The organism is Arthrobacter sp. JSM 101049 (assembly GCF_041679245.1).
Classification (GTDB): domain Bacteria; phylum Actinomycetota; class Actinomycetes; order Actinomycetales; family Micrococcaceae; genus Arthrobacter_H.
This window is the reverse complement of record NZ_JBGFFC010000002.1, coordinates 131,386-155,757: the sequence shown is the minus strand read 5'-3', so window position 1 is coordinate 155,757 and position 24,372 is coordinate 131,386. Positions and strand designations below refer to the sequence as shown.

At 70.6% G+C, this 24,372-nt stretch carries 19 protein-coding genes; 12 read left to right on the top strand and 7 right to left on the bottom strand.

Annotated elements, in window-relative coordinates:
* Positions 1-105 precede the first annotated feature (105 nt).
* A complete protein-coding gene (locus AB8M85_RS05870; RefSeq protein ID WP_372697848.1) occupies positions 106-2,211 on the top strand; it encodes a type IIA DNA topoisomerase subunit B in 2,106 nt (701 codons plus the stop codon).
* Between the two features lie 9 nt (positions 2,212-2,220).
* Here the strand turns inward: AB8M85_RS05870 and AB8M85_RS05865 are convergent, their stop codons facing one another.
* Together AB8M85_RS05865 and AB8M85_RS05860 are read right to left on the bottom strand one after the other, a co-directional pair.
* On the bottom strand, positions 2,221-3,228 hold the full coding sequence (locus AB8M85_RS05865; RefSeq protein ID WP_372697847.1) for a M56 family metallopeptidase: 1,008 nt from the start codon (positions 3,226-3,228) through the stop codon (positions 2,221-2,223).
* Between the two features lie 30 nt (positions 3,229-3,258).
* Positions 3,259-3,633 carry a BlaI/MecI/CopY family transcriptional regulator gene (locus tag AB8M85_RS05860; RefSeq protein ID WP_372697846.1) on the bottom strand — a complete coding sequence of 125 codons (375 nt, stop codon included), beginning with the start codon at positions 3,631-3,633 and terminating at the stop codon, positions 3,259-3,261.
* A 203-nt stretch (positions 3,634-3,836) separates the two neighbouring features.
* Here AB8M85_RS05860 and AB8M85_RS05855 point away from each other — a divergent pair, with 203 nt between their 5' ends.
* Genes AB8M85_RS05855 through cydC form a run of 3 tightly spaced genes read left to right on the top strand, consistent with a single transcriptional unit; the run spans position 3,837 to position 10,025 of the window.
* Positions 3,837-5,453, top strand: a complete 1,617-nt coding sequence (locus tag AB8M85_RS05855) for a cytochrome ubiquinol oxidase subunit I (protein ID WP_372697845.1) — start codon at positions 3,837-3,839, stop codon at positions 5,451-5,453.
* A gap of 24 nt (positions 5,454-5,477) precedes the next feature.
* Positions 5,478-6,500, top strand: coding sequence for a cytochrome d ubiquinol oxidase subunit II (cydB, locus tag AB8M85_RS05850; protein WP_372698531.1), 1,023 nt, complete (start codon positions 5,478-5,480; stop codon positions 6,498-6,500).
* A 6-nt stretch (positions 6,501-6,506) separates the two neighbouring features.
* Complete coding sequence (gene cydC, locus AB8M85_RS05845; protein WP_372697844.1) at positions 6,507-10,025, top strand: thiol reductant ABC exporter subunit CydC; 3,519 nt, start codon at positions 6,507-6,509, stop codon at positions 10,023-10,025.
* 9 nt (positions 10,026-10,034) lie between these two features.
* Here the strand turns inward: cydC and AB8M85_RS05840 are convergent, their stop codons facing one another.
* Positions 10,035-12,812 carry a DNA topoisomerase (ATP-hydrolyzing) subunit A gene (locus AB8M85_RS05840; protein ID WP_372697843.1) on the bottom strand — a complete coding sequence of 926 codons (2,778 nt, stop codon included), beginning with the start codon at positions 12,810-12,812 and terminating at the stop codon, positions 10,035-10,037.
* A gap of 122 nt (positions 12,813-12,934) precedes the next feature.
* Here AB8M85_RS05840 and AB8M85_RS05835 point away from each other — a divergent pair, with 122 nt between their 5' ends.
* The 3 genes from AB8M85_RS05835 (at position 12,935) to AB8M85_RS05825 (ending at position 17,718) form a co-directional block, all read left to right on the top strand.
* Positions 12,935-15,787, top strand: coding sequence for a GNAT family N-acetyltransferase (locus AB8M85_RS05835; protein WP_372697842.1), 2,853 nt, complete (start codon positions 12,935-12,937; stop codon positions 15,785-15,787).
* 77 nt (positions 15,788-15,864) lie between these two features.
* Complete coding sequence (locus AB8M85_RS05830; protein WP_372697841.1) at positions 15,865-16,533, top strand: DUF5998 family protein; 669 nt, start codon at positions 15,865-15,867, stop codon at positions 16,531-16,533.
* 6 nt (positions 16,534-16,539) lie between these two features.
* Positions 16,540-17,718, top strand: coding sequence for an alkaline phosphatase family protein (locus AB8M85_RS05825; protein ID WP_372697840.1), 1,179 nt, complete (start codon positions 16,540-16,542; stop codon positions 17,716-17,718).
* Positions 17,719-17,733: 15 nt separating this feature from the next.
* On the opposite strand, the gene sepH is transcribed toward AB8M85_RS05825, so the two are convergent.
* On the bottom strand, positions 17,734-18,906 hold the full coding sequence (sepH, locus tag AB8M85_RS05820) for a septation protein SepH (RefSeq protein ID WP_372697839.1): 1,173 nt from the start codon (positions 18,904-18,906) through the stop codon (positions 17,734-17,736).
* 406 nt (positions 18,907-19,312) lie between these two features.
* Here sepH and AB8M85_RS05815 point away from each other — a divergent pair, with 406 nt between their 5' ends.
* A complete protein-coding gene (locus AB8M85_RS05815; protein ID WP_372697838.1) occupies positions 19,313-19,612 on the top strand; it encodes a DUF4193 domain-containing protein in 300 nt (99 codons plus the stop codon).
* Between the two features lie 190 nt (positions 19,613-19,802).
* On the opposite strand, the gene AB8M85_RS05810 is transcribed toward AB8M85_RS05815, so the two are convergent.
* Positions 19,803-20,276 (bottom strand): DUF3093 domain-containing protein, encoded by a 474-nt coding sequence (locus AB8M85_RS05810; protein ID WP_372697837.1) that lies wholly within the window; start codon positions 20,274-20,276, stop codon positions 19,803-19,805.
* A gap of 76 nt (positions 20,277-20,352) precedes the next feature.
* Between AB8M85_RS05810 and dut the strand changes: the two genes are divergently transcribed.
* The 4 genes from dut to AB8M85_RS05790 all read left to right on the top strand — a co-directional run bounded on the left by dut (position 20,353) and on the right by AB8M85_RS05790 (position 22,840).
* Positions 20,353-20,859, top strand: coding sequence for a dUTP diphosphatase (gene dut / locus AB8M85_RS05805; protein WP_372697836.1), 507 nt, complete (start codon positions 20,353-20,355; stop codon positions 20,857-20,859).
* A 55-nt stretch (positions 20,860-20,914) separates the two neighbouring features.
* Positions 20,915-21,688 (top strand): DUF3710 domain-containing protein, encoded by a 774-nt coding sequence (locus AB8M85_RS05800; protein ID WP_372697835.1) that lies wholly within the window; start codon positions 20,915-20,917, stop codon positions 21,686-21,688.
* 115 nt (positions 21,689-21,803) lie between these two features.
* Positions 21,804-22,118: a hypothetical protein gene (locus AB8M85_RS05795; protein WP_372697834.1), complete on the top strand. Its 315-nt coding sequence runs from the start codon at positions 21,804-21,806 to the stop codon at positions 22,116-22,118.
* Positions 22,115-22,840 (top strand): DUF3159 domain-containing protein, encoded by a 726-nt coding sequence (locus AB8M85_RS05790; RefSeq protein WP_372697833.1) that lies wholly within the window; start codon positions 22,115-22,117, stop codon positions 22,838-22,840. Before AB8M85_RS05795 ends, AB8M85_RS05790 begins: the two co-directional genes overlap by 4 nt.
* Before the next feature lie 18 nt (positions 22,841-22,858).
* On the opposite strand, the gene AB8M85_RS05785 is transcribed toward AB8M85_RS05790, so the two are convergent.
* Together AB8M85_RS05785 and AB8M85_RS05780 are read right to left on the bottom strand one after the other, a co-directional pair.
* Positions 22,859-23,572 carry a TrkA family potassium uptake protein gene (locus AB8M85_RS05785; RefSeq protein ID WP_372697832.1) on the bottom strand — a complete coding sequence of 238 codons (714 nt, stop codon included), beginning with the start codon at positions 23,570-23,572 and terminating at the stop codon, positions 22,859-22,861.
* Complete coding sequence (locus AB8M85_RS05780) at positions 23,569-24,261, bottom strand: TrkA family potassium uptake protein (RefSeq protein ID WP_372697831.1); 693 nt, start codon at positions 24,259-24,261, stop codon at positions 23,569-23,571. Before AB8M85_RS05780 ends, AB8M85_RS05785 begins: the two co-directional genes overlap by 4 nt.
* Positions 24,262-24,372 lie beyond the last annotated feature (111 nt).

Genomic DNA, 24,372 nt, shown 5'->3' with positions numbered 1-24,372 from the left:
GGGACGACCTTGGTCCGGGGACGGCGCGGGAAGCGCGAAATGACGGTGGCACGGACTATCGTTGACGTGGTCCATATTTCCACCGCCGGCAAGGAGTCAGTCCCCGTGGCACCGAGTTCTGAGTACAACGCACGCCACCTCTCCGTGCTCGAAGGCCTGGAAGCCGTCCGGAAGCGTCCTGGCATGTACGTCGGCTCGACCGATTCCCGCGGCCTCATGCACTGTCTCTGGGAAATCATCGACAACTCGGTTGACGAGGCTCTCGGCGGCTTCGGCCAGAGCATCACAGTGGTGCTGCACCCCGACGGCTCCGTCGAGATCCACGACGACGGCCGTGGCATCCCCGTCGACGTCGAGCCGAAAACCGGCCTGACCGGTGTCGAGGTGGTCTTCACGAAGCTCCACGCCGGGGGCAAGTTCGGCGGTGGTTCCTATACCGCGTCCGGCGGCCTCCACGGCGTCGGCGCCAGCGTCGTGAACGCCTTGTCCGGCCGGCTCGATGTGCAGGTCGACCGCGGAGGCAAGACCTACCAGATGCAGTTCCGGCGCGGGGAACCGGGGCGCTTCAAGGACACCGGCAAGCCCAAGCCCGATGCGCCGTTCGAGGCGTTCGTGGAGAATTCCGAGCTGGATATCGTCGGCAAGGCCAAGCGGGGCGTCACCGGAACCCGCATCCGCTACTGGGCCGACCGGCAAATCTTCACGGCAGACGCCAAGTTCTCGTACGAGGAGCTCGAAGCCCGCGCCCGGCAGACGGCCTTCCTGGTCCCTGGTCTGCGCATCACGCTGCGCGACGAGCGCAAGCTCGCCGGCACCGCGGGGGAGGATGGCGCCGTCGAGGAGGTCTTCCACCACGATGGCGGGATCTCCGAGTTCGTCGATTACCTGGCCAACGACCCGGGGGTAACGGATATCTGGCGCATCCAGGGAACCGGGACCTTCAAGGAATCGGTGCCCGTGCTCGACGATTCCGGGCACAGCCGGGTGATGGAGGTCGACCGTTCCTGCGAAGTCGACATCGCGCTGCGCTGGGGCATCGGCTACGACACCACGCTGCGCAGCTTCGTGAACATCATCGCCACGCCCAAGGGCGGCACCCACCAGACCGGTTTCGAACAGGCATTGCTCAAGACGTTCCGCAAGGTCGTCGAAGCCAACGCCCGCAAGCTCAAGGCCGGCAACGACAAGATCGAAAAGGACGACGTCACGGCAGGGATGACCGCCGTGCTCACCGTCCGCCTGGCCGAGCCGCAATTCGAAGGCCAGACCAAGGAAATCCTCGGCACCTCAGCGGTGCGGCAGATCGTCTCGCGCGTCGTTGAAAAGCAGCTCGGCACCCGCCTGACGTCCTCCGCCCGGGCCGACAAGCAGCAGGCCAGCACCCTGCTGGAAAAGGTCGTCAACGAGATGAAGTCCCGCGTCTCGGCCCGCGTCCACAAGGAGACGCAGCGTCGGAAGAGCGCCCTGGAGACCTCCTCCCTGCCGACCAAGCTGGCGGACTGCCGCAGCGACGACGTCAAGCGCTCGGAACTGTTCATCGTCGAGGGCGACTCGGCCCTGGGCACGGCCAAGCTGGCCCGTTCCTCGGACTTCCAGGCCCTGCTGCCCATCCGCGGCAAGATCCTGAACGTCCAAAAGGCATCGGTGGGCGACATGCTCTCGAATGCCGAATGCGCGGCGTTGATCCAGGTCGTCGGGGCCGGCTCGGGCAGGAGCTTCGACATCTCGGCAGCCCGGTACGGCAAGGTCGTGCTGATGACCGACGCCGATGTCGACGGCGCGCACATCCGCACGCTGTTGTTGACCTTGTTCTTCCGCTACATGCGCCCGATGGTCGAACATGGGCGCGTCTATGCCGCCGTGCCGCCATTGCACCGTGTCGAGGTCATCCACTCGGGGACGAAACCCAACGAGATGGTCTACACGTATTCGGAAAACGAACTGCACTCGGTCCTGAAGGACCTCGAAGCCCAGGGCAAGAAGTACAAGGAGCCGATCCAGCGGTACAAGGGCCTGGGCGAGATGGATGCCGAACAACTCTCGGAGACCACCATGGATCCCCGGCACCGGATGCTGCGGCGGGTGAACATCGCCGATGCCGAACGGGCCGAGCAGGTATTCGACCTGCTGATGGGCAGCGACGTTGCGCCGCGCAAGGAATTCCTCATTGCCGGCGCCGAGCGCCTGGACATGGAGCAGATCGACGCCTGAGCGGCTGCGTCAGGTCAGCAGGCCGGGGGCGACCAGTGCCAGCGTCGGCACGATGATCAACAGCACCGAGGTGGCCATGACGGCGACGCGCCCGGGCGCCGGAAGCTCGGCCACGGGGCTGAGCAGGCGCCGCAAGCGCAACGAGGACAGCTCGCCGCCGGGGATGCCGACGGAGGGACCCGGGACGGCAGAGGACAGGGCGCTGGCCCCGGCGGCCGCGGAGTTCCCGGCCGGCGGCGTGGGTCGGGCCGCTTGGTCCAGCGTGTCCATGCCCGCGGAAACTGCCACGAGCGAACGCAGCAGGTCCTCCCGTGAGACGCGCTCCAGCGCGGCGTCGTCGGCCAGCATCTCGATCAATTCCTGCACCGCGAAGCGGGCCAGGCGGGACGTCGGCAGCCACGGAAGCGCCTGGTGCCAGGATTCGAAGGCCAGGACCAGCAGGTCATGTCGCTGGTCCAGGTGGGCCCGCTCGTGCGCGATGACCCCGTGCAGGCCCTCCTCGTCGAGCGAGTCCAGCAGGCCCCGGGACAGAACCGTTAATGATCCGCTGAATCCCGGCAGGCAATAGGCCACGGGCGCCTGGTGCTCGACGACGACGGCGCCGGGAATGGAGGGCGAGGGGCCACTGAGCAGGGCGAGCAACCGACGGTGGCGGGCACGCTGCCGCGTGACCTTGTAGGCGGTCAGCAAGAGGGTGAACACCAGATGCCCGCCGATCAGCAGGGCGGTACTGAGGGCGAAGACGTGGATGACTGTCAACTGTTCGGCGCCCGGTTCCCCGACGAACACCCCCCAGAAGCCGCGCAGGGCGGACAGCAGGTTTCCGCCCAGCGGTTCCAGGCCCCAGACCAGGAAGGCCCCGATCATCGAGAGCCCACCGGCCAGGGCTATGGCCTGCCAGAGCAGGAGGGCGGTGAAGGGCGACCGCGAGGTCCAGCGGGAGCGTGAGAGCACCACTGGGGCCGGCCACGCCAGGATAATGGCGAGACCGAGCAGGAGGTAGGAGGCGGTCAGCATGGGGACCGGCTGGCGGCTACCGGGCCGCGGCTATGCTTTGGCCCCGTCGTCGAGGATGCGCCGCAGGGAGGCGAGCTCGTCGGGCGAGATCCCGCCAATGAAGCGGGCCAATACCGCCTCGCGGTCCATGACATTGCCCATGGCCTCGTTCATCAAGCCCACGGTGTGCTCCTCGCGGCTTGTCACCGCCCGGTAGCGGTGCGGCCGCGTGTCCCGTTCCCGGGTCACGAGCTGCTTCTTCTCCAATCGGGCGAGCACCGTCAACACGGTCGTTACGGCGAGTTCCTTGCCGTCATTGCCTTGGGCCTGCGCCAGCTTGTCGCGCAGGTCGTTGGCGGTCTGCGCTTCGGCGCTATCCCACAACAGATCCATCACCGAGCGTTCGAGGTCGCCGAGAGTTGCCAATGGTGTTCCTTATCTAGCCAACCAGGACATGCGCAGATCCGGAGCAGCGGGGGGCCGCCGGCGTCCGGAACGCTGCGCTGATACCAATCTACCCTGAATTCGCCCGAGGTTCTACATACAGTAGAAATGAAGTATTCTACGAGTTGTAGAAGTTCGGGTCGGACGACCGGCCCGCTGATCCCGCAGCGTTCGGAAGGTTGCACATGGACCCCCTCGAAATAGCGCGATGGCAGTTCGGCATCACCACCGTCTACCACTTCCTGATGGTGCCCCTAACCATCGGACTGGGCATCCTCGTCGCGGTGCTGCAAACCGTGTGGGTGCGGACGGGCCGCGCCGAATACCTGCGGATGACGAAGTTCTGGGGCAAGCTCTTCCTGATCAACTTCATCATGGGCGTGGCCACCGGCCTGGTGCAGGAATTCCAGTTCGGCATGGCCTGGAGCGAATACTCGCGCTTCGTCGGGGACGTCTTCGGAGCGCCGCTGGCCATGGAATCGCTTCTGGCCTTCTTCGTCGAGTCCACCTTCCTGGGACTGTGGATCTTCGGCTGGCAACGGCTGCCCCGGCTGGTCCACCTGGCGTGCATCTGGGCCGCCACCCTGGCCTCGGTGTTCTCCGCCTACTTCATCCTGGTCGCGAACTCGTGGATGCAGCACCCCGTCGGCGTCGAGATGATCGACGGCCGCGCCGTCATGACCGACGCGTGGGCCGTCTTCACCAACAACACCGCACTGGTGACCTTCCCGCACACCATCTTCGGCGCCTTCGCCGTCGCCGGCGGGTTCCTGATCGGCATTTCCTGGTTCCACCTCTACCGCCGTCGCGCTGCCGGCATCGACACCGTCGACGCCGACGGGCGGGTCATCGTGGGCGAGGACACTGCCCACGGGGTCGGCCGCGACAAGACCGACCACGCCGTCTGGCTGAAGTCCCTGCGCCTCGGCGCCGTCGTCGCCATGGTGGCCTTCGCCGGGGTGGCGCTGTCCGGCCACGCCCAGGCACAACTGATGTTCAAGCAACAACCCATGAAGATGGCAGCCGCCGAAGCCGCCTGCCACGACGGCACCGGCTTCTCCGTGCTGACGATCGGCAACCTCAAGGGCAACGGCGCCACCACCTGCGACGACGTCGTCGCCGTCTTCGAGCTGCCCGGCCTGCTGTCCTTCCTGGCCAACGACAACTTCACCACCGAGATCCCCGGCGTGAACACGCTGTTGCCGCAATACCAGGAGAAGTACGGAACCCACCTGCCCGACGATCCGATGTACGGGGAACGCGCGGGACAGGAGATCAACTACCTGCCCCTGATGGAGGTCACCTACTGGGGTTTCCGCCTCATGATCACCTTCGGCGGGCTCGCCGCCTTCGCCGCGCTGGTGGCCCTGTGGATGGTCCGCAAGGGAACCGTCCCGGAGAACAAGTGGATCTCCCGCCTGGCCGTCTTCGGGATCCTGGCGCCCTTCGGTGCCAACTCCGCCGGCTGGATCTTCACCGAGATGGGCCGCCAGCCGTTCGTCGTCGCCCCCAACCCCACCATGGACGGGTCGGTGGACCAGGTGTTCATGTACACCGCCGCGGCGGTGTCGCCGGGTGTCTCGGCGGGGGAGATGCTCTTCTCGCTCATCGCACTCACGGCCGTCTACGGAGTGCTGGCCGTCATCGAGGTCAAGATGCTCGTGCGCTACGTGCGCGGCGGCGTCCCCTCGGCGATGCCCGAATTGGCCGCAGCGCCCCCGGGCGGCCGCGACGGCTCGGACGAGGGGGCGGGACCCGACGGGTCCCAGGACGGCGGCGACGTGCTCGCCTTCGCGTACTAGACCGGCAACGACAAAGGATTGATGATGGAATTCCTCCCCACCCTCTGGTTCGTGATCATCGCCGTCTTCTGGTCCGGCTACCTGTTCCTCGAGGGCTTCGACCTGGGCGTCGGCATGCTCATGAAGCTGCTGGCCCGCAATGAACGCCAACGGCGCGTACTGCTGAACACCATCGGGCCCGTCTGGGACGGCAACGAGGTCTGGCTGATCACCGCAGGGGCGGCCACCTTCGCCGCCTTCCCGATGTGGTACGCCTCGCTCTTCTCCGCGCTCTACGTTCCCCTGGTCCTGGTGCTGGTCGCCCTGATCTTCCGAGCCGTCGCATTCGAGTACCGGGGCAAGGCCCACCGCCAGTCCAGCCGCAACGCCTGGGACTGGGCGATCAGCCTGGGCTCCTTCACCGCGGCCTTCGGCGTCGGTGCGATGCTGGCCCTGACGACGACGGGGCTGCCGCTGGATGCCAACGGCGACCGGGTCGGCGGCGCCTTCGCCTGGCTGAACGGCTACGCGGTCCTGGGCGGGTTGGCGGTGGTGGCGTTCGCGCTCGTCCATGCCCTGGCCTTCGTGGGCCTGAAGACCGACGGCGAGCTGCGGCAGAGGGCCCGCCACCTCATCGGCCGGTGGCTTCCGGCCGCGCTGCTGCCCATGGCCGCCTGGGCCGTCCTGGTGGTCGTGCCCACGGGCAAGCCCGCGGCCCTGACCCTGCTGGGCATCGCCGTCATCGGCGGTGTCGCCGGGTGGCTGGCCAACCGCAGCGGTGCCGAGGGCTGGTCCTTTGCCTGGTCCGGGATCTTCCTGCTCGGCGGGGTGTCCTCCATCTTCGTGGCCGTCTTCCCGGTGGTGCTGCCCTCGACCCTCGATGCGGCGTTCGACCTCACCGTCGCCAACGCCTCGTCCAGCCCCTACACGCTGGGCCTGATGAGCATCATCGCCGCCTTCGGCATCCCGCTCGTCCTGCTGTACCAGGGCTGGACGTACTGGGTGTTCCGCCGCCGCGTCTCCGAGCACCACATCCCCGCCAGCCACCACGTCACACCGGTGGTGTAGGCAGGCATGACGACGAGGACGACGACGGACCGCGCCCCGGGGCCGCACCGCGCCCTGCGCGGGATCCCCCGACGGCAACTGGCAGTGCTCGCCGGGCTCTCCGCGCTCAAGGCGGTCGGGCTGATCCTGTTGGGCCAGGCGGTCGCCGCCGGGATCGCCGTCGTCGCCTCCGCCGGTGAGCCGACCGCTGCCGCCGCCGGCTTCGAGGCCGGGATGCTGCATCTGGCTGGCTCGCTGGCCCCGGTGCTCGTGGGCGGCTGCCTGGGCGCCCTGTTGCGGTCGCTGTCCACGTGGGGGCTGGCCTACGCCTCCCAACGGGTGGCCCTGGGCGCCAAGGAACGGCTGCGCCACCGCCTGGTCACCGCCGTCCTCACCGGTCGGGCACGCACGGACGCGCCCGACGCGCCGCGCGGCAACGGCGCGGTGGCGGCCCTGGCCTCGCGGGGCCTCGACGGCTTGGATGAGTACTACACGACGTTCCTGCCCGCAGTGGTGGGTGCCGCCGTCGTGCCGGTGTTCATCGGTGCCCGGATCCTGGCCGCCGACTGGGTCAGCGCCGTCGTCCTGGTCTGCACCGTGCCGTTGGTGCCGCTGTTCATGGCCCTGATCGGCCTGCACACCCGCGACCGGATCTCCCGGGCAGCGGCCGGCCTCGACGCGCTGTCCAACCAACTCGCCGAGCTCGCCCAGGGGCTGCCCGCCCTCGTCGGACTGCGCCGCGCCGCGGGTCGGCAGCGGGGCCTGGGCGCCGTGTCCCAGCGGTACCGCGAGCGGACGATGGACACCCTGCGCACCGCGTTCCTGTCCGGATTCGCCCTGGAGCTGATTGCCACGATCTCCGTGGCGGTGGTGGCCGTGTTCGTCGGCGTCCGGCTGGTCTACGGGAGCCTGGGGCTCGAGGTCGGACTGTTGGCGCTGATCCTCGCCCCCGAGGTGTTCCTGCCGCTGCGCAACGTCGGGGCGGCCTTCCATGCCTCGGAGGACGGCGTCGAGGCGCTGCGGCGTGCCGAGGCCCTCAGCGGGGACGATACCGCGGACGCCGGGCCAACAGCACCTGCCGACAGGCCGGAAACCGGTGCCGTACGGGTCCACGGGCTGCGGGTCAGGTATCCCGGGGCCGGCCGTGACGTGCTCCGGGCAGCGGAGCTGGAGCTGCAGCCCGGGGGAGCCGCGGTGCTGGACACGGCGTCGGGGACGGGCAAGACGACGTGGTTGAAGGCCCTGGCGGGGCTGTTGCCCGCCGGGACCGCGGTCGAGGGCAGCCTGGTGGTTCCCCCGGCGACAGAGACCGCGTGGATCGGGCAGCACCCGCGTTTCACCGAGCCGACGGCCGCGCGGGAACTGGCCTTCCATGCCCCCGAGGCCACCGAGGCGGAAATCGCCGCAGCGCTGCGCGAGGTGAACGCCGCCGCCTTGAGGGACCGGCCCCTGGAGCGGCTCAGCCCCGGGGAGCAGCGGCGCGTCGCCGTGGCCCGCGGGCTGCTCCGCGTCCGCCGGGCCGGGGCCCGTCTGCTGCTGGCCGACGAGCCCACGGCCCACCTCGATGCGGTCAGCGCGGCCGCCGTGCGCTCCACTCTGGCCGGCCTGCGCGGCCAGGTGATGCTGGTCGTTGCCACCCACGACGCGACGCTGGCGGCCCTGCTGCGCGGGACCGAGAACACCCTTGCCGCCGATCCGGATCCGGAGCCGGAGTCCCTGGAAGCGCAGCCGGGGGAACCACCGAGCCCCGAACCCCCGGCCCGCGGGACGGCCGACGCCCCCGCCGCCGGGGATGCGGCCCGTCGTCCCGCTGCAGGTGCCCGCTGGCGGCTGCTCGCCTCGATCCGGTGGTGGCGCTCCGGCCTCGGTGGGGGCGTCCTGCTCGCGGCCGGCGCGGTTCTCTCCGGTGCGGCCTTGACCGCCGTCTCGGGATGGCTGATCGTCAACGCCAGCACCCGCCCGCCGATGATGGTCCTGATGGTCGCCATTGTCGGGGTGCGGTTCTTCGGGCTCGGCCGCGCCGCGTTGCGGTACGTCCAGCAGCTCGCCGTGCACCGTGCCGTGCTCGATTGGGCCACCGTGTTGCGGACCAGGTTGTGGGACGCGCTCTCGGAGCGCCCCGCCGGATGGGGGAAGCTGACGCGTTCCGGCGACGCCCTGACGCACCTCGTGGCGGATGTGGACGAACTGCGTGATGCCGCGCCGCGCGTGCTGGTCCCGCTTCCCGCGGCGGTCCTGGCGTGGGCCGGCTCCCTGGCCACCGCCGCATGGCTGGTGCCGTCCACCCTGTGGGTCTTCGCCGCCGCCGGTGTCCTCGGCTTCGGTGCGGGCCCCTGGCTGGCGCTGCAGGTCGAACGCGGCTCCGCGGCACGGGCCGCCCGCCACCGCAGCTGGATCGCCGGCCGCCTGTCCGTCCTGCTCGGAGCCGAAGCCGACCTGCGGGCCAACGGAGCCTCCGACCGTGCCGCCGGGGACTTCACCCGACGGGACCGCGCCGCCTCGAGCGCCCTGTTGCGCGCCGCAGCGGGCACCGGGCTGGGGGAGGCGGTGGCCGCGCTGTCTGCGGGGCTGGCGGCCATGGCCTGCATCGGCGTCGTCGCCGGTTCCGGTGCGGCGGGAGCCGACGCCGCGGCCCTGCTGGCCGTTGTGGCGCTGCTGGGGCTGAGCCTGCAGGAGCCGTTCGCCAATGCCTCCGACGCCGCCGCCCGGCTCCCGCTTTTCCGGGACCGGCTCGACGCCGTCGCCGAGGTCCTGGAACCAGCCACCAGTGTCGCGGCTCCGCTGCACGCCTCGCCGGCGGACTCCGCTGCCCACGCCGGCGGCGGGGCCAGCGCGGGTGCCGGGACGCTGTCCGGACTCGAACTCGAGAGGGTCGCCGTGACCTGGAGCGGGGAGGCGCCCGTGGTCGCCGACGTGACAGCCCGGGTCGCGCGCGGCGAATGGCTGGCCATCACCGGCCCCTCGGGTTCCGGGAAATCGAGTCTGCTGGCCGTCCTGCTGGGCCTCGTGCGGCCGTCCTCGGGCACCCTGCGGCTCCTGCCCGGTGACGGGACGGCCCTGGACCCCTGGTCGGACCCGGCCGCGGCGGCACCGCTGCTGGGACGGATCACCTGGTGCCCGCAGGAGGCGCACCTGTTCGACTCGACAGTGCGCAACAACCTGTCCTTGGGGCGCAGCGGCGACGACCAGGCCACGGACGCCGAACTGCGCGCCGCCGTGTCCGCCGTCGGACTCGGTTCCTGGTTCGCCGACCAGTCCGACGGGCTGGACTCCCGCATCGGCAGCGGGGGACACCGCCTCTCGGGCGGGCAACGCCAGCGCCTGGCCGTTGCCCGGGCGCTGGTCGCCCGCGCGGAGGTGGTCCTGCTCGACGAGCCGACCGCCCACCTGGGCCAGGACGAGGCGGCTGCATTGGTGTCCGACCTCCGCGGCGCCCTGGCGGGCACCGCCGTCGTCATGGTCACCCACGATCCGGCGATGGCAGCCGGGGCCGACGCGGTGCTCGACCTCGCGGCCGGCAGCCGCCGCGAGGCCCTGGCGGTGTAGCGGAGGCAGCTAGGGCCGCACCGGCGTCGTGCCGCGTCCTTCGACCTCCACGACCGCCGAATCGGCGAACGGGACGCTGTCCTCGTCCGGTGCGGCCAGGGGCGCCCGGCGGGGCGGCTCCGGCTCGAATCCGGGGAGGAATTCGGCAGCGGCTTCAGCCGACGCGGCCGGGGCGCGGTCCGCGGCGGAGGACGCCGCCTGGCGGGCGGCAGCGGATCGGCCGGTGCGCTTCGGTGCCTCGGTGGAGGCGCCCGGTCCGCCGTCGGGCGCCCGGTCGATGGGCGGGGCGGGTTCGCCGACCGCCTCCGGGGCGATGGGCGCCCCGCCGAGGACATCGACCTTGCTGGCCAGCGGCACCCCGGAACCATCGCGACGGCCGTGTTCGATCGGCAGGGCGCGGGAGACCCCGGCGGACGTGGCGGCCCGGGCCGGACCGTGGCCGGCCCAGGCCAGCGACAGGACGTCCTCGCCCTTGAGGAAGCGGTGGGCGCGCACGCCGCCGGTGGCGCGCCCCTTGACCGGGTATTCGGACAGCGGCGTGACCTTCACGGTGCCGGCACCGGTTCCGGGCAGGGTGGCACCCGCGGCGGCGATCGTGACGACGACCGCCTGGTCGTCATCGGGGTGGGCGGAGCCGAAGAAGATGGCCTCGTCGTCACCGGCGAGCTTGATGCCTGCCATGCCACCGGCCGTCCGGCCCTGGGCCCTGACCGACGCTGCCGGGTAGCGCAGCAGGCGGGCCTGGGCGGATATGAAGACCAGGTCGTCGTGCTCGCTGGGCACGCATACCCCCACGACCCGGTCGCCGGGCTTGAGGGTGATCGCCTCGAATTCGTCGCGGTTCAGCGGGTAGTCCGGGGTGACGCGCTTGACCACGCCCCGCGCGGTCCCCAGCGCCAGCACCTCGTTCAGCGGCACCAGCCCGACCACGGTTTCGCCCTTGGCCAGGGGGACGAATTCGCCCACCGGCACCCCCTCGGAGAGGTGCGGGAACGCCGCCGCCGCCGGCAGCACGGGCATGTCCAGCACCTGCAGGCGCAGCATGCGCCCGGTGGAGGTCAAGGCGCCGATCTCCCCGCGTGCGGTCACCGGCAGCAGCGAGGCCAACACGTCGTGCTTGACCCGGGGGCCGTTCGCGGCCAGCGGCTCGCGGGTCGAGGTGCGCGCCAGGCGTCCCGACGTGGAGAGCACCGCCCAGCACGGGTCGTCGGCGATCTCCAGGGCCAAGGGGGCCTTGGCGCTGGCGCCGACCGGGGCGGGCATGGTGGTGCCCTTCAGCGGGGTGGCCGCCTCGGACTTCAGCAGGACCGTGCGGCGCGGGGTGGCATAGCGTTCGGCCACCTCGGCCAGCTCGCTGGAGACCAGTCCGCGCAGCAGTTCGTCGGAGGCGAGGATGGCGCTGAGCCGCTCGATCTCGCGCTGGAGTTCGTCGCGTTCCTTCTCGAGTTCGATCTGCGAGTACTTGGTCAGCTGCCGCAGCCGCAGTTCCAGGATGTGGTTGGCCTGGATCTCGGTCAGGTCGTATACGGCCATCAGCCGCTGCCGGGCCGCTGCGGTCTCGTCCGAGGTGCGGATGATCTGGATGACCTCGTCGATGTCGACGATCGCGATCAGCAGCCCCTCCACCAGGTGGAGCCGGTCCTTCTTCTTGCGCAGCCGGAAGGCCGTGCGGCGGGTGACCACCGACAGGCGGTGGGCGACGTAGACCTCGAGCAGTTCGCGCAGCCCCAGCGTGCGTGGCTGCCCGTCGACCAGGGCCACGTTGTTGATGCCGAACGAGTCCTCCATCGGGGTGTACTTGTACAGCTGCTGCAGCACCGCGTTGGGGTTGAACCCGTTCTTCAGCTCGATGACCAGCCGCATCCCGTTCTTGCGGTCGGTCAGGTCCACCACGTCGGCGACGCCGGAGAGCTTCTTGGCGGTGACGGCGTCCTTGATCTTCTGGATGACCTTTTCCGGGCCGACCATGTAGGGCAGTTCGGTGACGACCAGGCCGCTGCGGCGCGCGCTGATCTGCTCGAGCTCGACCTTGGCCCGGGTCTTGAACGATCCCCGCCCGGTGGTGTAGGCGTCCTTGATGCCGTCGAGCCCGATGACGATCCCGCCGCTGGGCAGGTCCGGGCCGGGAACGAACTTCATCAGCTCCGACAGCGTGGCCTCGGGGTTCTCCACCAGGTGGCGGGCCGCGGCGATGACCTCGCCGAGGTTGTGCGGGGCCATGTTGGTGGCCATGCCCACGGCGATGCCGGTGGTGCCGTTGACCAGCAGGTTCGGGAACGCCGCCGGGAGCACCTCGGGCTGGACCAGCTGGTTGTCGTAGTTCGGGATGAAGTCGACGACGTCCTCGTCGAGGTGGTCCGTCATGGCCACGGCGGGGGAATCCAGCCGGGCCTCGGTGTAGCGCGGTGCCGCCGGGCCGTCGTCAAGCGAGCCGAAGTTGCCGTGTCCGTCGATCAACGGCAGGCGCAGGGCGAAGTGCTGGGCCATGCGCACCATGGCGTCGTAGATGGCCGTGTCGCCGTGCGGGTGCAGCTTGCCCATGACCTCGCCGACCACGCGGGCGCTCTTGACGTGCCCCTTCTCCGGCCGCAGGCCCATCTGCGTCATCATGTAGAGGATGCGGCGCTGCACCGGCTTGAGGCCGTCACGGGCATCGGGCAGGGCGCGCGAGTAGATGACCGAGTACGCGTACTCCAGGAACGACCCCTCCATCTCGGAGGTCACGTCGATGTCGACGATGTTCTCGACGAAGTCCTGCGGTGGTTCCGGTGTCTGCCTGCGGGCCATGGTGTGATTCCTCGAATCGGTGCTGAAGCTTGCCACCCTCCGGTGGACGGCGCCGCGATGGGCGCACGTCCCGATGCGCCCGATCGCAGCGGATCGGCGCGGGAAGGCCGTAGGCTAAGCCTATGGTGCACGAGGTGGAAAACGCTGAATATCCGGCCCATTGGGAAGCCGATGTCGTGCTGCGGGACGGCTCCACGGCCCACCTGCGGCCCATCGGCCCCTCGGACGCCGAGGCCCTGCAACGGTTCCACACCGGCCAGTCCGAGACCTCGATCTACCTGCGGTTCTTCACCTTCAAGTCCAAGCTGACCGCCCGCGAACTCGCCCGCTTCACCCAGGTCGACCACGTGAACCGGGTGGCGATGATCGTGCTGCGCGGCACCGGGATCATCGGCGTGGGCCGCTACGACCGGCTCGACGATCCCGCCGAGGCCGAAGTCGCGTTCAACATCGCCGACAACACCCAGGGCAAGGGCGCCGGGTCCATCCTGCTCGAGCACCTCGCCGCCGCGGCACGAGAGAACGGGATCGAGCGCTTCAGTGCCGAGGTGCTCCCCGAGAACCGCAAGATGCTCACCGTCTTCGCCGAGGCCGGATACGAGGTCAAGCGCAAGTTCGACGACGGGGTGGTCATGCTCGAATTCCCGATCGACCCGACCGAGAAGTCCCGGGCCGTCATGGAATCGCGCGAGCACCGCGCCGAGGCGCAGTCCCTGGCGGGATTGCTGGCACCGCGCTCGGTGGCAGTCATCGGGGCCAGCCGGCGCTGGGGCTCGGTGGGCTACACCCTGCTGGAGAACATCATCGAAGGCGGTTTCACCGGGCCGGTGTATGCCGTGAACCCGGATGCCCTCGAGCTTGCCGGCATGGTCTCCTTCGGTTCCCTCGCCGAGATCCCCGAACCGGTCGACCTGGCCGTGATTGCCGTCCCCGAAAGCGAATTGGAGGATGTCGTGGCAGCCTGCGGCGCCCACGGCGTGCGCGGGCTGCTGGTGGCCACCGGTACCTTCCTGACCGACCAGGCCGAGGCCCTGCGGCGGCAACGCGAGCTGGTGCGCATGGCCCGCAGCAACGGCATGCGCCTGATCGGCCCCGCCTCGCTGGGACTGGTCAACACGGCACCGGGGGTCAGCTTCAACGCCTCCATGGCACCGGGGATGCCCCGCCGTGGCGGGGTGGGCCTGTTCAGCCAGTCCGCCGCCATCGGCGTGCTGCTCTACTCCGCGGCCAGCCGGCGGGGCGTCGGGGTCTCGAGCATCGTCTCGGCGGGCAACCGGGCGGATGTTTCCGGCAACGACGCCATGCAGTTCTGGGAGGACGACCCCGAGACGAGCGTGGTCGCGCTGTTCCTGGAGAGCTTCGGGAACCCGCGCAAGTTCTCGCGCATCGCCCGCCGGCTGGCCCGCAGCAAGCCCGTGCTCATGGCGAAATCGGACGTCATGGGCCTGCGCCTGCCGCCGGGGCACGCGGTGCGCACCACCCAGGCCCCGTTGGGGGCCGTGGATGCCATGCTGCGCCAATCCGGGGTCGTCCGCGTGGCCTCGAACGAGGTGCTGATGGACGTCGCCCAGCTCTTCGCCACCCAGCCCCTGCCCCGCGGGAAAGGGCTGGCCGTCGTGGCCAGCTCGTGGGCCCTGGCCCGCGTCGTGGAGGACAACGCCGAACAGCACGGCCTCTCGATCGTGTTGCGGGAACGTCAACTGGAGCTCGACGACGGGGCCTCCCGGGCGCTTCCCCGGCTTCGCCGCACCCTGGACGGGTTGCTGGCCAACCCCGACGTCGACTGCCTGGTCCTCGCCCTGCTGCCCGTGGTGGGCATCTCCCACCACGAACTGGCCACGGTCCTGTACGAGGCGGGCCGGAGGGCCGGGAAACCGGTGCTGGCCTCGTTCACCGGCCTGATGGACCCGGGGGAGCCGGCCTCCGGGCTCCTGCAGATGCCACCGGAGCCCGGCGACGCGGCCGCAGCAGCCGCCGACGAAGCCGACGACGGCGAAGGCGGGGGAGCGGCAGCCGCCGGAACCTCCGCCAACGGCCCAGCAGCCACCGTCACGGCGGGCGGCGGGGCCGGTCCTTCCCCGCAGGCCGCACCGGACCCGATGGCACCCCGCCGCCAGGACGCCCTGCCGACCTATGCCTCGCCGGGGGCGGCCATCGAGGCCCTGGCCGAGATGGTGCGCTACGTGGCCTGGCGCGAACGGGACTTCGGGGAGTACATCGAATCCCCGGGAATCGACCGCGGGCGGGCCGAGGAACTCCTGGAGGGGTACATGCGCCGCGTCCAGGGCACCGACCTGCTGCCGCTGGCCCCTGCGGAGGCGGCCGACCTGCTGGGCTGCTACGGCATCCGGGTGCTGGAATCGGTGCCGTTTTCCACGGAGGATGCCGCGGTCGAGGCGGCGCACCGCATCGGGTGGCCGGTGGCGCTGAAGGCCACGGACCAATACCTGCGGCATCGCCTGGACCTCGGCGGCGTGCGCCTGAACATCACCGACGAGCAGGCCCTGCGGGCGAACATCCGGCACATGCAGCAGGTGCTGCGCCAGTACGGCGCCGATGACCTCGAAGTGCAGACCATGGCCGCCTCCGGGCAGGGCTGCGTCGTCCGTGCGCTGGAGGATCCGCTGCTCGGGCCCCTGGTCTCCTACGGGCTGGCCGGGGACGCGGTGAACCTGCTCGACGACTGGGCGCATGCGATCCCGCCCCTGACGGACACCGACCTGTCCGACTTCGTACGCAGCCCGCGGGCCTCCCGCAAGCTCTTCGGCTACCAGGGCTTCCCGGAGGTTGATGTTGCCGGGCTGGAGGACTTCCTCCACCGCGTGGCCACGCTGAAAGACGACCACCCCGAGGTGGCGCTGATGGAGTTCAACCCGGTCCTGGTGTCCACGCGATCCGTGACCGTCCTGGCCGCCGACGTGCGCATCGGCAACCCGGCCCAGCGCACCGACAGCGCCCGGCGCGCCATGCGCTGAGGCACCGCGGGGAGGCCACTGGCCTGCCACCGACCCGGTAACGGGTCTGCCGGCGGGCACACCGTTAGACTGGAGGCATGTTCTCCCGTACTTCGGCCACCGGCCGTGACCTGCACAGCGCACTCGAGCGGGCGGGGTTCTACCCGCGGCTTGTCGCGGACGTCGTCGAAGACGCCCTCGACGGCATGGAGCCGCTGGCCCACCTGGTCCAGTTGGAGACCCACATCGAGCACACCGAGGTCCACCGGCACGTGACCGTGCTGGTGCTCACCGCCGAGGTGATGGTGATCGTGCACGTCGACGACCAGCAGATGGACGAGGCGGGAGATCAGGTCATGGCCCAGGTCTCCACCGAAACGGTGCCGATCGGCAGGATCTCCTCGGTGGTGCTCAGCTTCGTCTACCACCAACCGCAGGACTACCGCCCGAGCGACAAGAGCCGGGAACTCACGCTGGCGATCTCCTGGTCCGGCGGCCAGCGCGTGGACTTGGCACCGGCCGGCTGCGCGGACCCGCAATGCGACGCCGACCACGGCTACACCGGAACGCTGCAAAAGGAGGACGTCGTCATGCGCGTCAGCGCCGAGGCCGACGGCCTGCAGGCCGTGGACGATGCCCGCGCGTTCGCCCGCGCCCTGCGCAAGGCCACCACCTCCACGGCCATCGATCCGAAGCCGACCGCGGCCCCCGACCCGCGCGCGCCCCGCAGCGGCGGCCGGTTCGTCCGCGGGCACCACCAGGGCTGAGCCGGAGTGGGACCCGCCAAGACGACCAGACTCGAACCCGCCGAAGCGCTCCCCGCCGCACCGCGGTATGGCACCGCGGACCTCTCAGCGCTGCTGCCCAGTGCCGCAGCCGCACTCGGCATCCCGGGATACACCAACACGCTGGGCCTGCCCAAGGCCCCGAAGGTCTGCGTAGTGATGGCCGATGGCCTGGGCCGGTCCCTGCTGAAGGCCCGCGCCGGGCACGCGCCGTTCCTGCGCTCCACCCTGCCCGGCTCGCGCACCCTCGATGCGGCCTTCCCGACGACCACCGCGGCCTCCCTGACCAGCCTGGGGACCGGCCTGGAACCGGGACGCCACGGGATCGTCGGCTACGACGTCGTGGATCCGGTGGTGCCGCGGGTGGTGAACATGCTCGGACAGTGGCCCGCCGACCTGGAACCCGCCGTGTGGCAGCCCTACCCCACCGTGCTGGCCGACGCCGCACGGCACGTGCACGTGGCGACCGCGAGCTTGCCCCGCTTCCGGGACTCGGCCCTGACCCGCGCCGCACTGAACGGCGGGGAGTTCGTGGCCGCGGGCACCCCGCAGGCCCGGGTGCGGGCGGCCGTGGAGACGCTGGAGGCCCACGAAAAAGCCCTGGTCTATTGCTATTGGAACGAACTGGACAAAGCCGGGCACCGTTTCGGCTGCGATTCGCCACAATGGGTCGGTGAACTGGAGGAACTCGACGCGAACATGCGCACCCTCGCCCGCAGGGTGCCGGCCGGGACCCTGCTGCTGCTGGTGGCGGACCACGGCATGGTCGACGTGCGCCCCGAGGCGCGCATCGACTACTCCCGGCAGCCGGAGCTGCTCGAGGGCATCGCCTTGACGGCAGGGGAGCCGCGGGCGGTGCAGCTGCATTTCGCCCCGGACGCCAGCGAGGACCTGCGGGCGGAGGTGGTCCTGCGGTGGAAGCAGGCGTTCGGCGCGAAAGCCTGGGTGCTCACCCGCGACGAGGCGATCGGACGCGGCTATTTCGGCGCCGTCGACGAGCGGGTCAGGGACCGGATCGGCGATGTGCTGGTGTTGGCCAGCGGCGAACTCGCGCTCTACGACGGCCGCCGTGCCAGTCCGCGGGCGATGGAGATGGTCGGCCAGCACGGTTCGATGACGCGTGCCGAACGCGAGGTGCCGCTGCTGACGCTGGCCACCCCGAGGTAGCCCCGTCGGGAGGGATCAGTCGCGCTTCTTGCCGAAGACGATTTCGTCCCAGCTGGGCACCGAGGAACGCTTGGCCTTCTTGCGCGGGTGGCCGTGCTCGTCGTGGGCGTCCTCGTGCCGGGTCACGGTCTCGTCCGCGTGGCGGTAGTCCTCGGCGCGAAGCCCCGGAATGACCGTGTATTCGCTCGTGTTCGTGCTGACGCCGTCGTGCAGCGGAGCCAGGTGCCCGTCTTCGTCGTCGTCCTCCTCGTCATGGGGCGGGACGAAGCCGAGGCGGCGGGCCTCGCCCTCGTCGACGAAGTCCTCGTCGCGGGGGTGCGCCGCGGGGATGGATCCCTGCGACAGGAGCAGTGCCAGGGCATCGTCGCCCTCCTCGTCGACGCCGAGCCGCTGCCCGCGCCGGGCCCGCAGGATGTCCAGCAGCTCCTCGGATTCGCTCTCGCCCGGGCCAGTGCTCTGCGCGCCGGCCTCGGGCGCGTCGGCCTCCTCGCCGGCATCGGACTCGAAGTCGAAGGGCCGGTCGGCCACCGTGGTCAACCGGCGGTTGGTGAACGCGTTCTCGGCCGGTTCCATCTCGCTGAGGACCTGGGCCCAGCGATTCGAGTTCTGCAGCGACTTGCGGGCCGGCTGGAAGACCCACAAGGCCGGGGGCTCCTCGCCAATGCTGGCGTCGGTGTTCGACCCGCCCAGGTCGAAGGTCGCCGAGACGTTCCAGGACCCGTCGCTGCGGCGCCAGGCATCCCATTCCAGGGACGAGGCGCTGACGCCGAGGGCGTTGAGCCGGACGTCGACCATTTCGCCCAGCGAGGCGGGTTCGTCGCCAAAGGCCGAACGGTACGTGTCGTGGCCCTGGGGAGTGGACACCTCGATGTTGCGCGCCTGCTGCGCTACGTAGTCGCGCTCGGCGCGGACCGGGCCCTCATAGCGCAGCACGTGCTCCAGCGGCAGGCCCGATTCCTCGGCAACCTGTTCGGCGGTCGAGCCGGTGCGGATCCGGGTCTGGATCTCACGGGGGGAGAGGGCAGTCGGCGTGTGCTCCGCAGCCGAAGCGGCGGGACGGCCGATGGGACGCGTGGTGGCGGCGCGCAGCGCCTCGTCGATGCGCAGCACGAAGCTGGACCCATCGTCACTGCCCAACAGCAGGTGCTCGCCATCCTCCTGGACACCTACGAGCCGAAGTTGCTGCATACTTTCCCTCCACGGATGCTCACGTACGGGTAAGACTCTGCCACCGGAGGCGGGGTTTAGCCATCATTTGCCGTGGTGTGGCGCGGTTTGATCGGGATCGTCGCCCACCGGGAAGCGGGAGGTGACGGGGGCGACGGACCCGGTACCAACAGGGTGCTGGCTGCACCACGGGGTCGGCGCCACCGGGATTGGCTTTCTGGGTTCCGATGGTGGACAATCTGTCCGTCACGGGCACAAAACGCCCGTTCGCGGCGTTGTACGTCGAGGATCTGGAACGTCGGATCGACCTGTCTGGTCGGCCCGTGCGAGGGGCGGCGCCGTGGCCGCCCGAACCCCGATCCGACGGTGCAGGCACTGGCCTGCATGGACCTTTGACCAGCTATGACCACAGCATGATGGAGAGACGATGGCGACTGACTACGACGCGCCGAGGAAGAACGACGAGGAGACCAGCCAGGACTCCCTCGAGGAGCTGAAGGGACGCCGCTCCGACAAGCAGTCCGCGGTGGTGGACGAGGACGAGGCGGAGGCGGCGGACAGCTACGAGCTGCCGGGCGCCGACCTGTCCGGCGAGGAGCTGCTGGTGCGTGTCCTGCCGGCGCAATCCGACGAGTTCACCTGCGCGTCCTGCTTCCTGGTGCGCCACCGCTCGCAGGTGGCCAAGGAAAAGGACGGGCTGTTCTACTGCAAGGACTGCGAGGGCTGAGGCCTCCCGCGCCCCGGCATGCCTGATCACCTGGCGTGCCACCTATGACTGCCATGAACGACGGCGGTGCCCCCGGGATCTGCCCGGGGACACCGCCGTCGTGCTGTCCACGGGCCGGGATGCCGCCGGGGAGCCACGTGCCGTGATGCCGGCGGCGTGCCGCGTGCTGCGGCCTTCCGGCATGTGCCCGCTAGGCGCGGGTTGTTTCCTGCAGGGCGCGCGCCAGTTCCTCCGGGCGGCGCGTGGAGGCCAGCCAGTAGGGGGTGGCATCGTTCGGGTCGACGACTTCGAGCTTGACCACCGGGTCGATCCAGCCCCGCAGGCACAAGTAGGCGGTCCCGTTCAGCCGCGGCCCGCGCTCCTGGGTGGCGTCCTCGCCGCGGTGGACCGAGACCTCGCCGATGTAGCGCCGCTCGATGCCGGCGCGGCCGACCTTCAACCAGTCCTGGGTGAGGCTGATGGTCGAGGTGCCGGCGATCACGGCGATGCCGACGGCGAGGAACACGACGATCCCCGCGACGATGGACAGGGGCCGGTTCACCGGCAGGAACATGGCGGTGGCGGCGAATCCGGTCCCCACCACGAGGATCCACATCCACCACGCGGGCCAGAGTTTTTCACGGAAGATCTCGGAGGACGCCGTCGAGGCGTTCGAATCAGGCATGCCACCACCTTATTCGGCCCCAGGTCCCGATGACGCATTGGGGCTGGCCCGCAATCGGGCTAGAGTGATCACGTTCATGAACCGCAACTCCTTGGAGATCCCGGCCACGATGCCCGAGCAGCACACCACCCTTGACGTCCAGCTGAAGATGCTCGATCCAGGCCTGGAACCGCCGTCGTACGCCCATCCCGGCGACGCGGGGGCGGACCTGCGCACCCGGGAGGACGTCACCCTGGAACCGGGGGAGCGCCGCCTCGTCCCGACCGGCGTCGCGATCGCGCTGCCCGAGGGGTTCGTCGCACTGGTGCACCCGCGCTCGGGCCTGGCCACCCGCCACGGGCTCACCGTCGTCAACGCGCCCGGGACGGTCGACGCCGGCTACCGCGGCGAGATCGCCGTGACGCTGCTGAACACCGATGCCCGGACGCCGATCGTGCTGCACCGCGGCGACCGGATCGCCCAGCTGGTCATCCAACGCGTTGAGCACGCCGCGTTCGTGGCGGTGGAGGACCTCCCGGACTCCGTGCGCGGCAGCGGGGGTTTCGGCTCCACGGGCGGATTCGCCCCGGCGGCCACGCGCTGAGCACACCCACACCACCGTCACCATCTGCGGTCCGAGCGGACCGGGAGGAGCAACCATGATCTTCAAGCGCAGGAAGAACCAGGCGGCCGACACGACCGACACGGCCGACGACACGACCGACGCGAGCGAGGGCGGCACGGACGCCGAAACCACCGGCACGGGTGCGGCCCCGGTGGCGGCAGGCCACGAGGTGGGCCCCTTCGACATCGAGGACGCCCCCGAGCACGGGCACTACATCGACCTCGGGGCACTGAAGGTCGAACCGGTCGAGGGGATGCAGCTGCGCCTGGAGGTCGAGGAGGGCAGCCAGCGCGTCATCGCCGCCGCCCTGGAACTCGACGGCTCCCGCCTCCAGCTTCAGGTCTTCGCCGCACCGAAATCGCGCGGCCTCTGGGACGGCATCGCCGCGCAGATCGAGGAGAGCATCGCCGGCCAGGACGGAAAGATCGACCGCGTCGAGGGCCGGTTCGGCACGGAACTCATCGCCCGCGTGCCGGCCGAGGGCCCGGACGGGACCCAGGGCTACATGGTCGCCCGGTTCCTGGGCGTCGACGGCGGACGCTGGTTCCTGCGCGGGGTCATCGGCGGCCCCGCCACGCTGGACCGCGCACAGGCCGAACGCCTCGAGGACCGCTTTGCCCGGGTGGTGGTCGACCGGGGCGACCAGCCGATGCCGCCGGCCGAGCTGCTGCCGTTGACGATGCCCGCCGGGGCCGTGACCCGCCGCGCCGACGGCGAAGACGGCGAGGACGGCCAAGCCCCGGTCGGTGACACCTCCCGCCTGCAGGGCCGGCCCGAGCGGGGGCCGGAGATCACCGAAATTGGCTGACCGGCCCACTTCCCCACGGCCCGCTTCCCCTCGCCGCCGCGGCGCGGCGGCCGTGCACTCGGCGTCTTCCGCACCCTCCCGACCGCGCGGGGAGGGGGCACCGGAAAGGTGTTCGGTGCTCAGCCAGCTGCCCGAACGCGGGCGCGTCCTGGCGCGCGGCTACGTCGAGAACATCAGGATCCTGCCCGGCACGCAGGCCCCGCTCTTCACCGCCGGGGTCGTCGACGCCCCGGCCCCGCCCGGGGGGCGGCGGTCCCCGGCGACCCGCATCCGGCTGGTCTGGAACGGACAGCGGCGGGTCCCCGGCATCGAGGCCGGGACGCGGCTGCGCTTCGAGGGGATGATCGCCCGCGTCGACGGCGTTGCCACCATCTACAACCCCCGGTACGAGATCCTGCCGGACGACGAACACGCAGCGGAGGACGAATGAGCCAGGACCCGCAGAACGGGCGTACACCGGAACCGGAGGGCAGCGCCGCCGACGAGCTGGGGCGGCGTCTGGCCGAGGGGTCGGGCATCCACCGCACGGCCGCCGGACAGGTCGACGTGCTCAAGACAGTGGGCGGCGTCCGCGGACTCGTCGAGGCCCTGTTGCCCGGCATCGTCTTCCTCGGCGTGTTCATGGCCACCCGGGAACTCAACCCGGCGCTGGTCTCCTCGCTGGCCATCGCCGCGGTGTTCACCATCGCCCGGCTGGTCCGCAAATCCGGGCTCACCCAGGCGTTGACCGGACTGTTCGCCGTGGTGATCTGCGCGCTGGTGGCCCGCACGACCGGCAACGCCCGGGACTTCTACGTCCCCGGCTTCTTCACCAACGGGGCCTACCTGGTGGCCATGGCCGTCTCGATCGCGGTGCGCTGGCCGCTGATGGGCCTGGTCTTCGGCTTCATCCGCGGCGAGGGCACCGACTGGCGCCACGACGGCGGACGCCGGCGCGCCTACAACATCGCGACCTGGGTCATCGTTGCCGTCTTCGCCGCCCGGCTGCTGGTGCAGCTGCCGCTGTATGCGGCGGACAACATCGAGGCCCTCGGCGCCGCACGCATCGTCATGGGGATCCCGCTGTATGCGATGGGGTTGTGGCTGGCGTGGATGGTCTCCCGCCCGGCCGCCACCGCGGATCCCGGAACGGACGGGACCACGACCGGCTGACCGGCCGGCCGCGTGGCCTCAGGCGCGGAACGCGTCGGAGGCGTCCTCCGATTCGCCGTCGTTGCGCGAGCGGGAGTCGGTCCGCAGGATCGCCCGCAGCTCGTCCTCGGCGGCGATGGCGGTGATGAAGAACAGCTCGTCCCCGCCCTCGATCACGTCGTCGGGGCTGGGGGTGATGGCCAGGTCATCGCGCAGGATCGCCACCACGGCGGTGTCCTGCGGCCACGGGACCTCCCCGAGTGTGCTGCCGATGAGCGCCGCGTCGAGCGGGACCGTGAACTCCACCATCGAGGTGACGCCGGTCTGCAGGGTCATCAGGCGGACCACGTCGCCGACCTCCACCGCCTCCTCCACCAGTGCGGTCATGATCCGCGGGGTGCTCACGGCCACGTCCACGCCCCACGCGTCGTCGAACATCCAGTCGTTCTTCGGGTTGTTCACCCGGCCCACGGTGCGCCCGACGCCGAATTCGCTCTTGGCCAGCAGGGACACCACCAGGTTGACCTTGTCGTCGCCGGTCGCCGAGACGACGACGTCGACATCGGCGAGCCGGGCCTCCTGCAGGGTGGTCAGCTCGCAGGCGTCCCCGAACAGCCAGGTCGCACCCTGGACGCCGCTGCGGCCGACGACCTCCGGCTTCTCGTCGATCAGCAGGACCTCGTGGCCGTGGGAGAGCAGCTCCTTGGCGATGGAGGAGCCGACGCTGCCGGCCCCGGCGATCACGATCTTCACTGGATCTCCTCGTCGTCGGGATCATGGGTGGCGGGTGCCTTGGACAGGATCCGATCGATCTCGCCCGTGGCGGCCACGGCCATCATGGCGTGCAGGACATCGCCCTGCTGCAGCCGTGCCCCGGGGGCGGGGATCATCCCCTCGCCGAAACGGGTCACGTAGGCGACGCGGATGCCGGAGGCTTCCTCGAGGTCCGCCAGCGTATGGCCGTACCACTGGTCGTGGACCGACACCTCGCCCAGGATCAGCCGCCCCGACGCCTCGCGGAAGTCTCCGTTGATGCCCTGTTCGGGCAGGATCCGCCGCAGGACCTGGTCGGCGCTCCAGCGCACCGCCGCCACGGTCGGGATCCCCAGGCGCTGGTAGATCTCCGCCCGGCCCGGGTCGTAGATCCGCGCCACGACATGCGGGACATGGTAGTTCTCCCGTGCCACGCGGGTGGCCAGGATGTTGGAGTTGTCGCCGCTGGACACGGCGGCGAACGCGTAGGCGTTGGCGATGTCGGCACGCTCCAGCGTGTCCCGGTCGAAGCCGACCCCGCTGACCTTCTGGCCGGAGAAGCCGCGGCGCAACCGCCGGAAGGCGCGGTCGTCCTGGTCGATGATCGCCACCGTGTGGCCGGCGTCGTCCAAGGTGTGGGCCAGCGTGACGCCGACGCGTCCGCACCCCATGATGACGAAGTGGGCCATGCAACGCTCCCCGATGGTCGTGGTCTGGTCTGGTCCTGGCGGCGTCCGAGCCGCCGCACACGTGGCTTCCAGTCTCCCACGCCGCGGGGCCGCACGCCCGGTGTCGGTGCG

What these genes read in the sequence shown, in the direction of transcription:
- cydB (WP_372698531.1), top strand. Translation starts at nt 5,478, where the DNA reads ATGGAATTCCTCCCCACCCTCTGGTTCGTGATCATCGCCGTCTTCTGG.
- AB8M85_RS05855 (WP_372697845.1), top strand. Translation starts at nt 3,837, where the DNA reads ATGGACCCCCTCGAAATAGCGCGATGGCAGTTCGGCATCACCACCGTC.
- AB8M85_RS05800 (WP_372697835.1), top strand. Translation starts at nt 20,915, where the DNA reads ATGATCTTCAAGCGCAGGAAGAACCAGGCGGCCGACACGACCGACACG.
- sepH (WP_372697839.1), bottom strand. Translation starts at nt 18,906, where the DNA reads ATGCAGCAACTTCGGCTCGTAGGTGTCCAGGAGGATGGCGAGCACCTG.
- AB8M85_RS05865 (WP_372697847.1), bottom strand. Translation starts at nt 3,228, where the DNA reads ATGCTGACCGCCTCCTACCTCCTGCTCGGTCTCGCCATTATCCTGGCG.
- AB8M85_RS05790 (WP_372697833.1), top strand. Translation starts at nt 22,115, where the DNA reads ATGAGCCAGGACCCGCAGAACGGGCGTACACCGGAACCGGAGGGCAGC.
- AB8M85_RS05780 (WP_372697831.1), bottom strand. Translation starts at nt 24,261, where the DNA reads ATGGCCCACTTCGTCATCATGGGGTGCGGACGCGTCGGCGTCACGCTG.
- AB8M85_RS05830 (WP_372697841.1), top strand. Translation starts at nt 15,865, where the DNA reads ATGTTCTCCCGTACTTCGGCCACCGGCCGTGACCTGCACAGCGCACTC.
- AB8M85_RS05835 (WP_372697842.1), top strand. Translation starts at nt 12,935, where the DNA reads ATGGTGCACGAGGTGGAAAACGCTGAATATCCGGCCCATTGGGAAGCC.
- AB8M85_RS05840 (WP_372697843.1), bottom strand. Translation starts at nt 12,812, where the DNA reads ATGGCCCGCAGGCAGACACCGGAACCACCGCAGGACTTCGTCGAGAAC.
- cydC (WP_372697844.1), top strand. Translation starts at nt 6,507, where the DNA reads ATGACGACGAGGACGACGACGGACCGCGCCCCGGGGCCGCACCGCGCC.
- dut (WP_372697836.1), top strand. Translation starts at nt 20,353, where the DNA reads ATGAACCGCAACTCCTTGGAGATCCCGGCCACGATGCCCGAGCAGCAC.
- AB8M85_RS05810 (WP_372697837.1), bottom strand. Translation starts at nt 20,276, where the DNA reads ATGCCTGATTCGAACGCCTCGACGGCGTCCTCCGAGATCTTCCGTGAA.
- AB8M85_RS05815 (WP_372697838.1), top strand. Translation starts at nt 19,313, where the DNA reads ATGGCGACTGACTACGACGCGCCGAGGAAGAACGACGAGGAGACCAGC.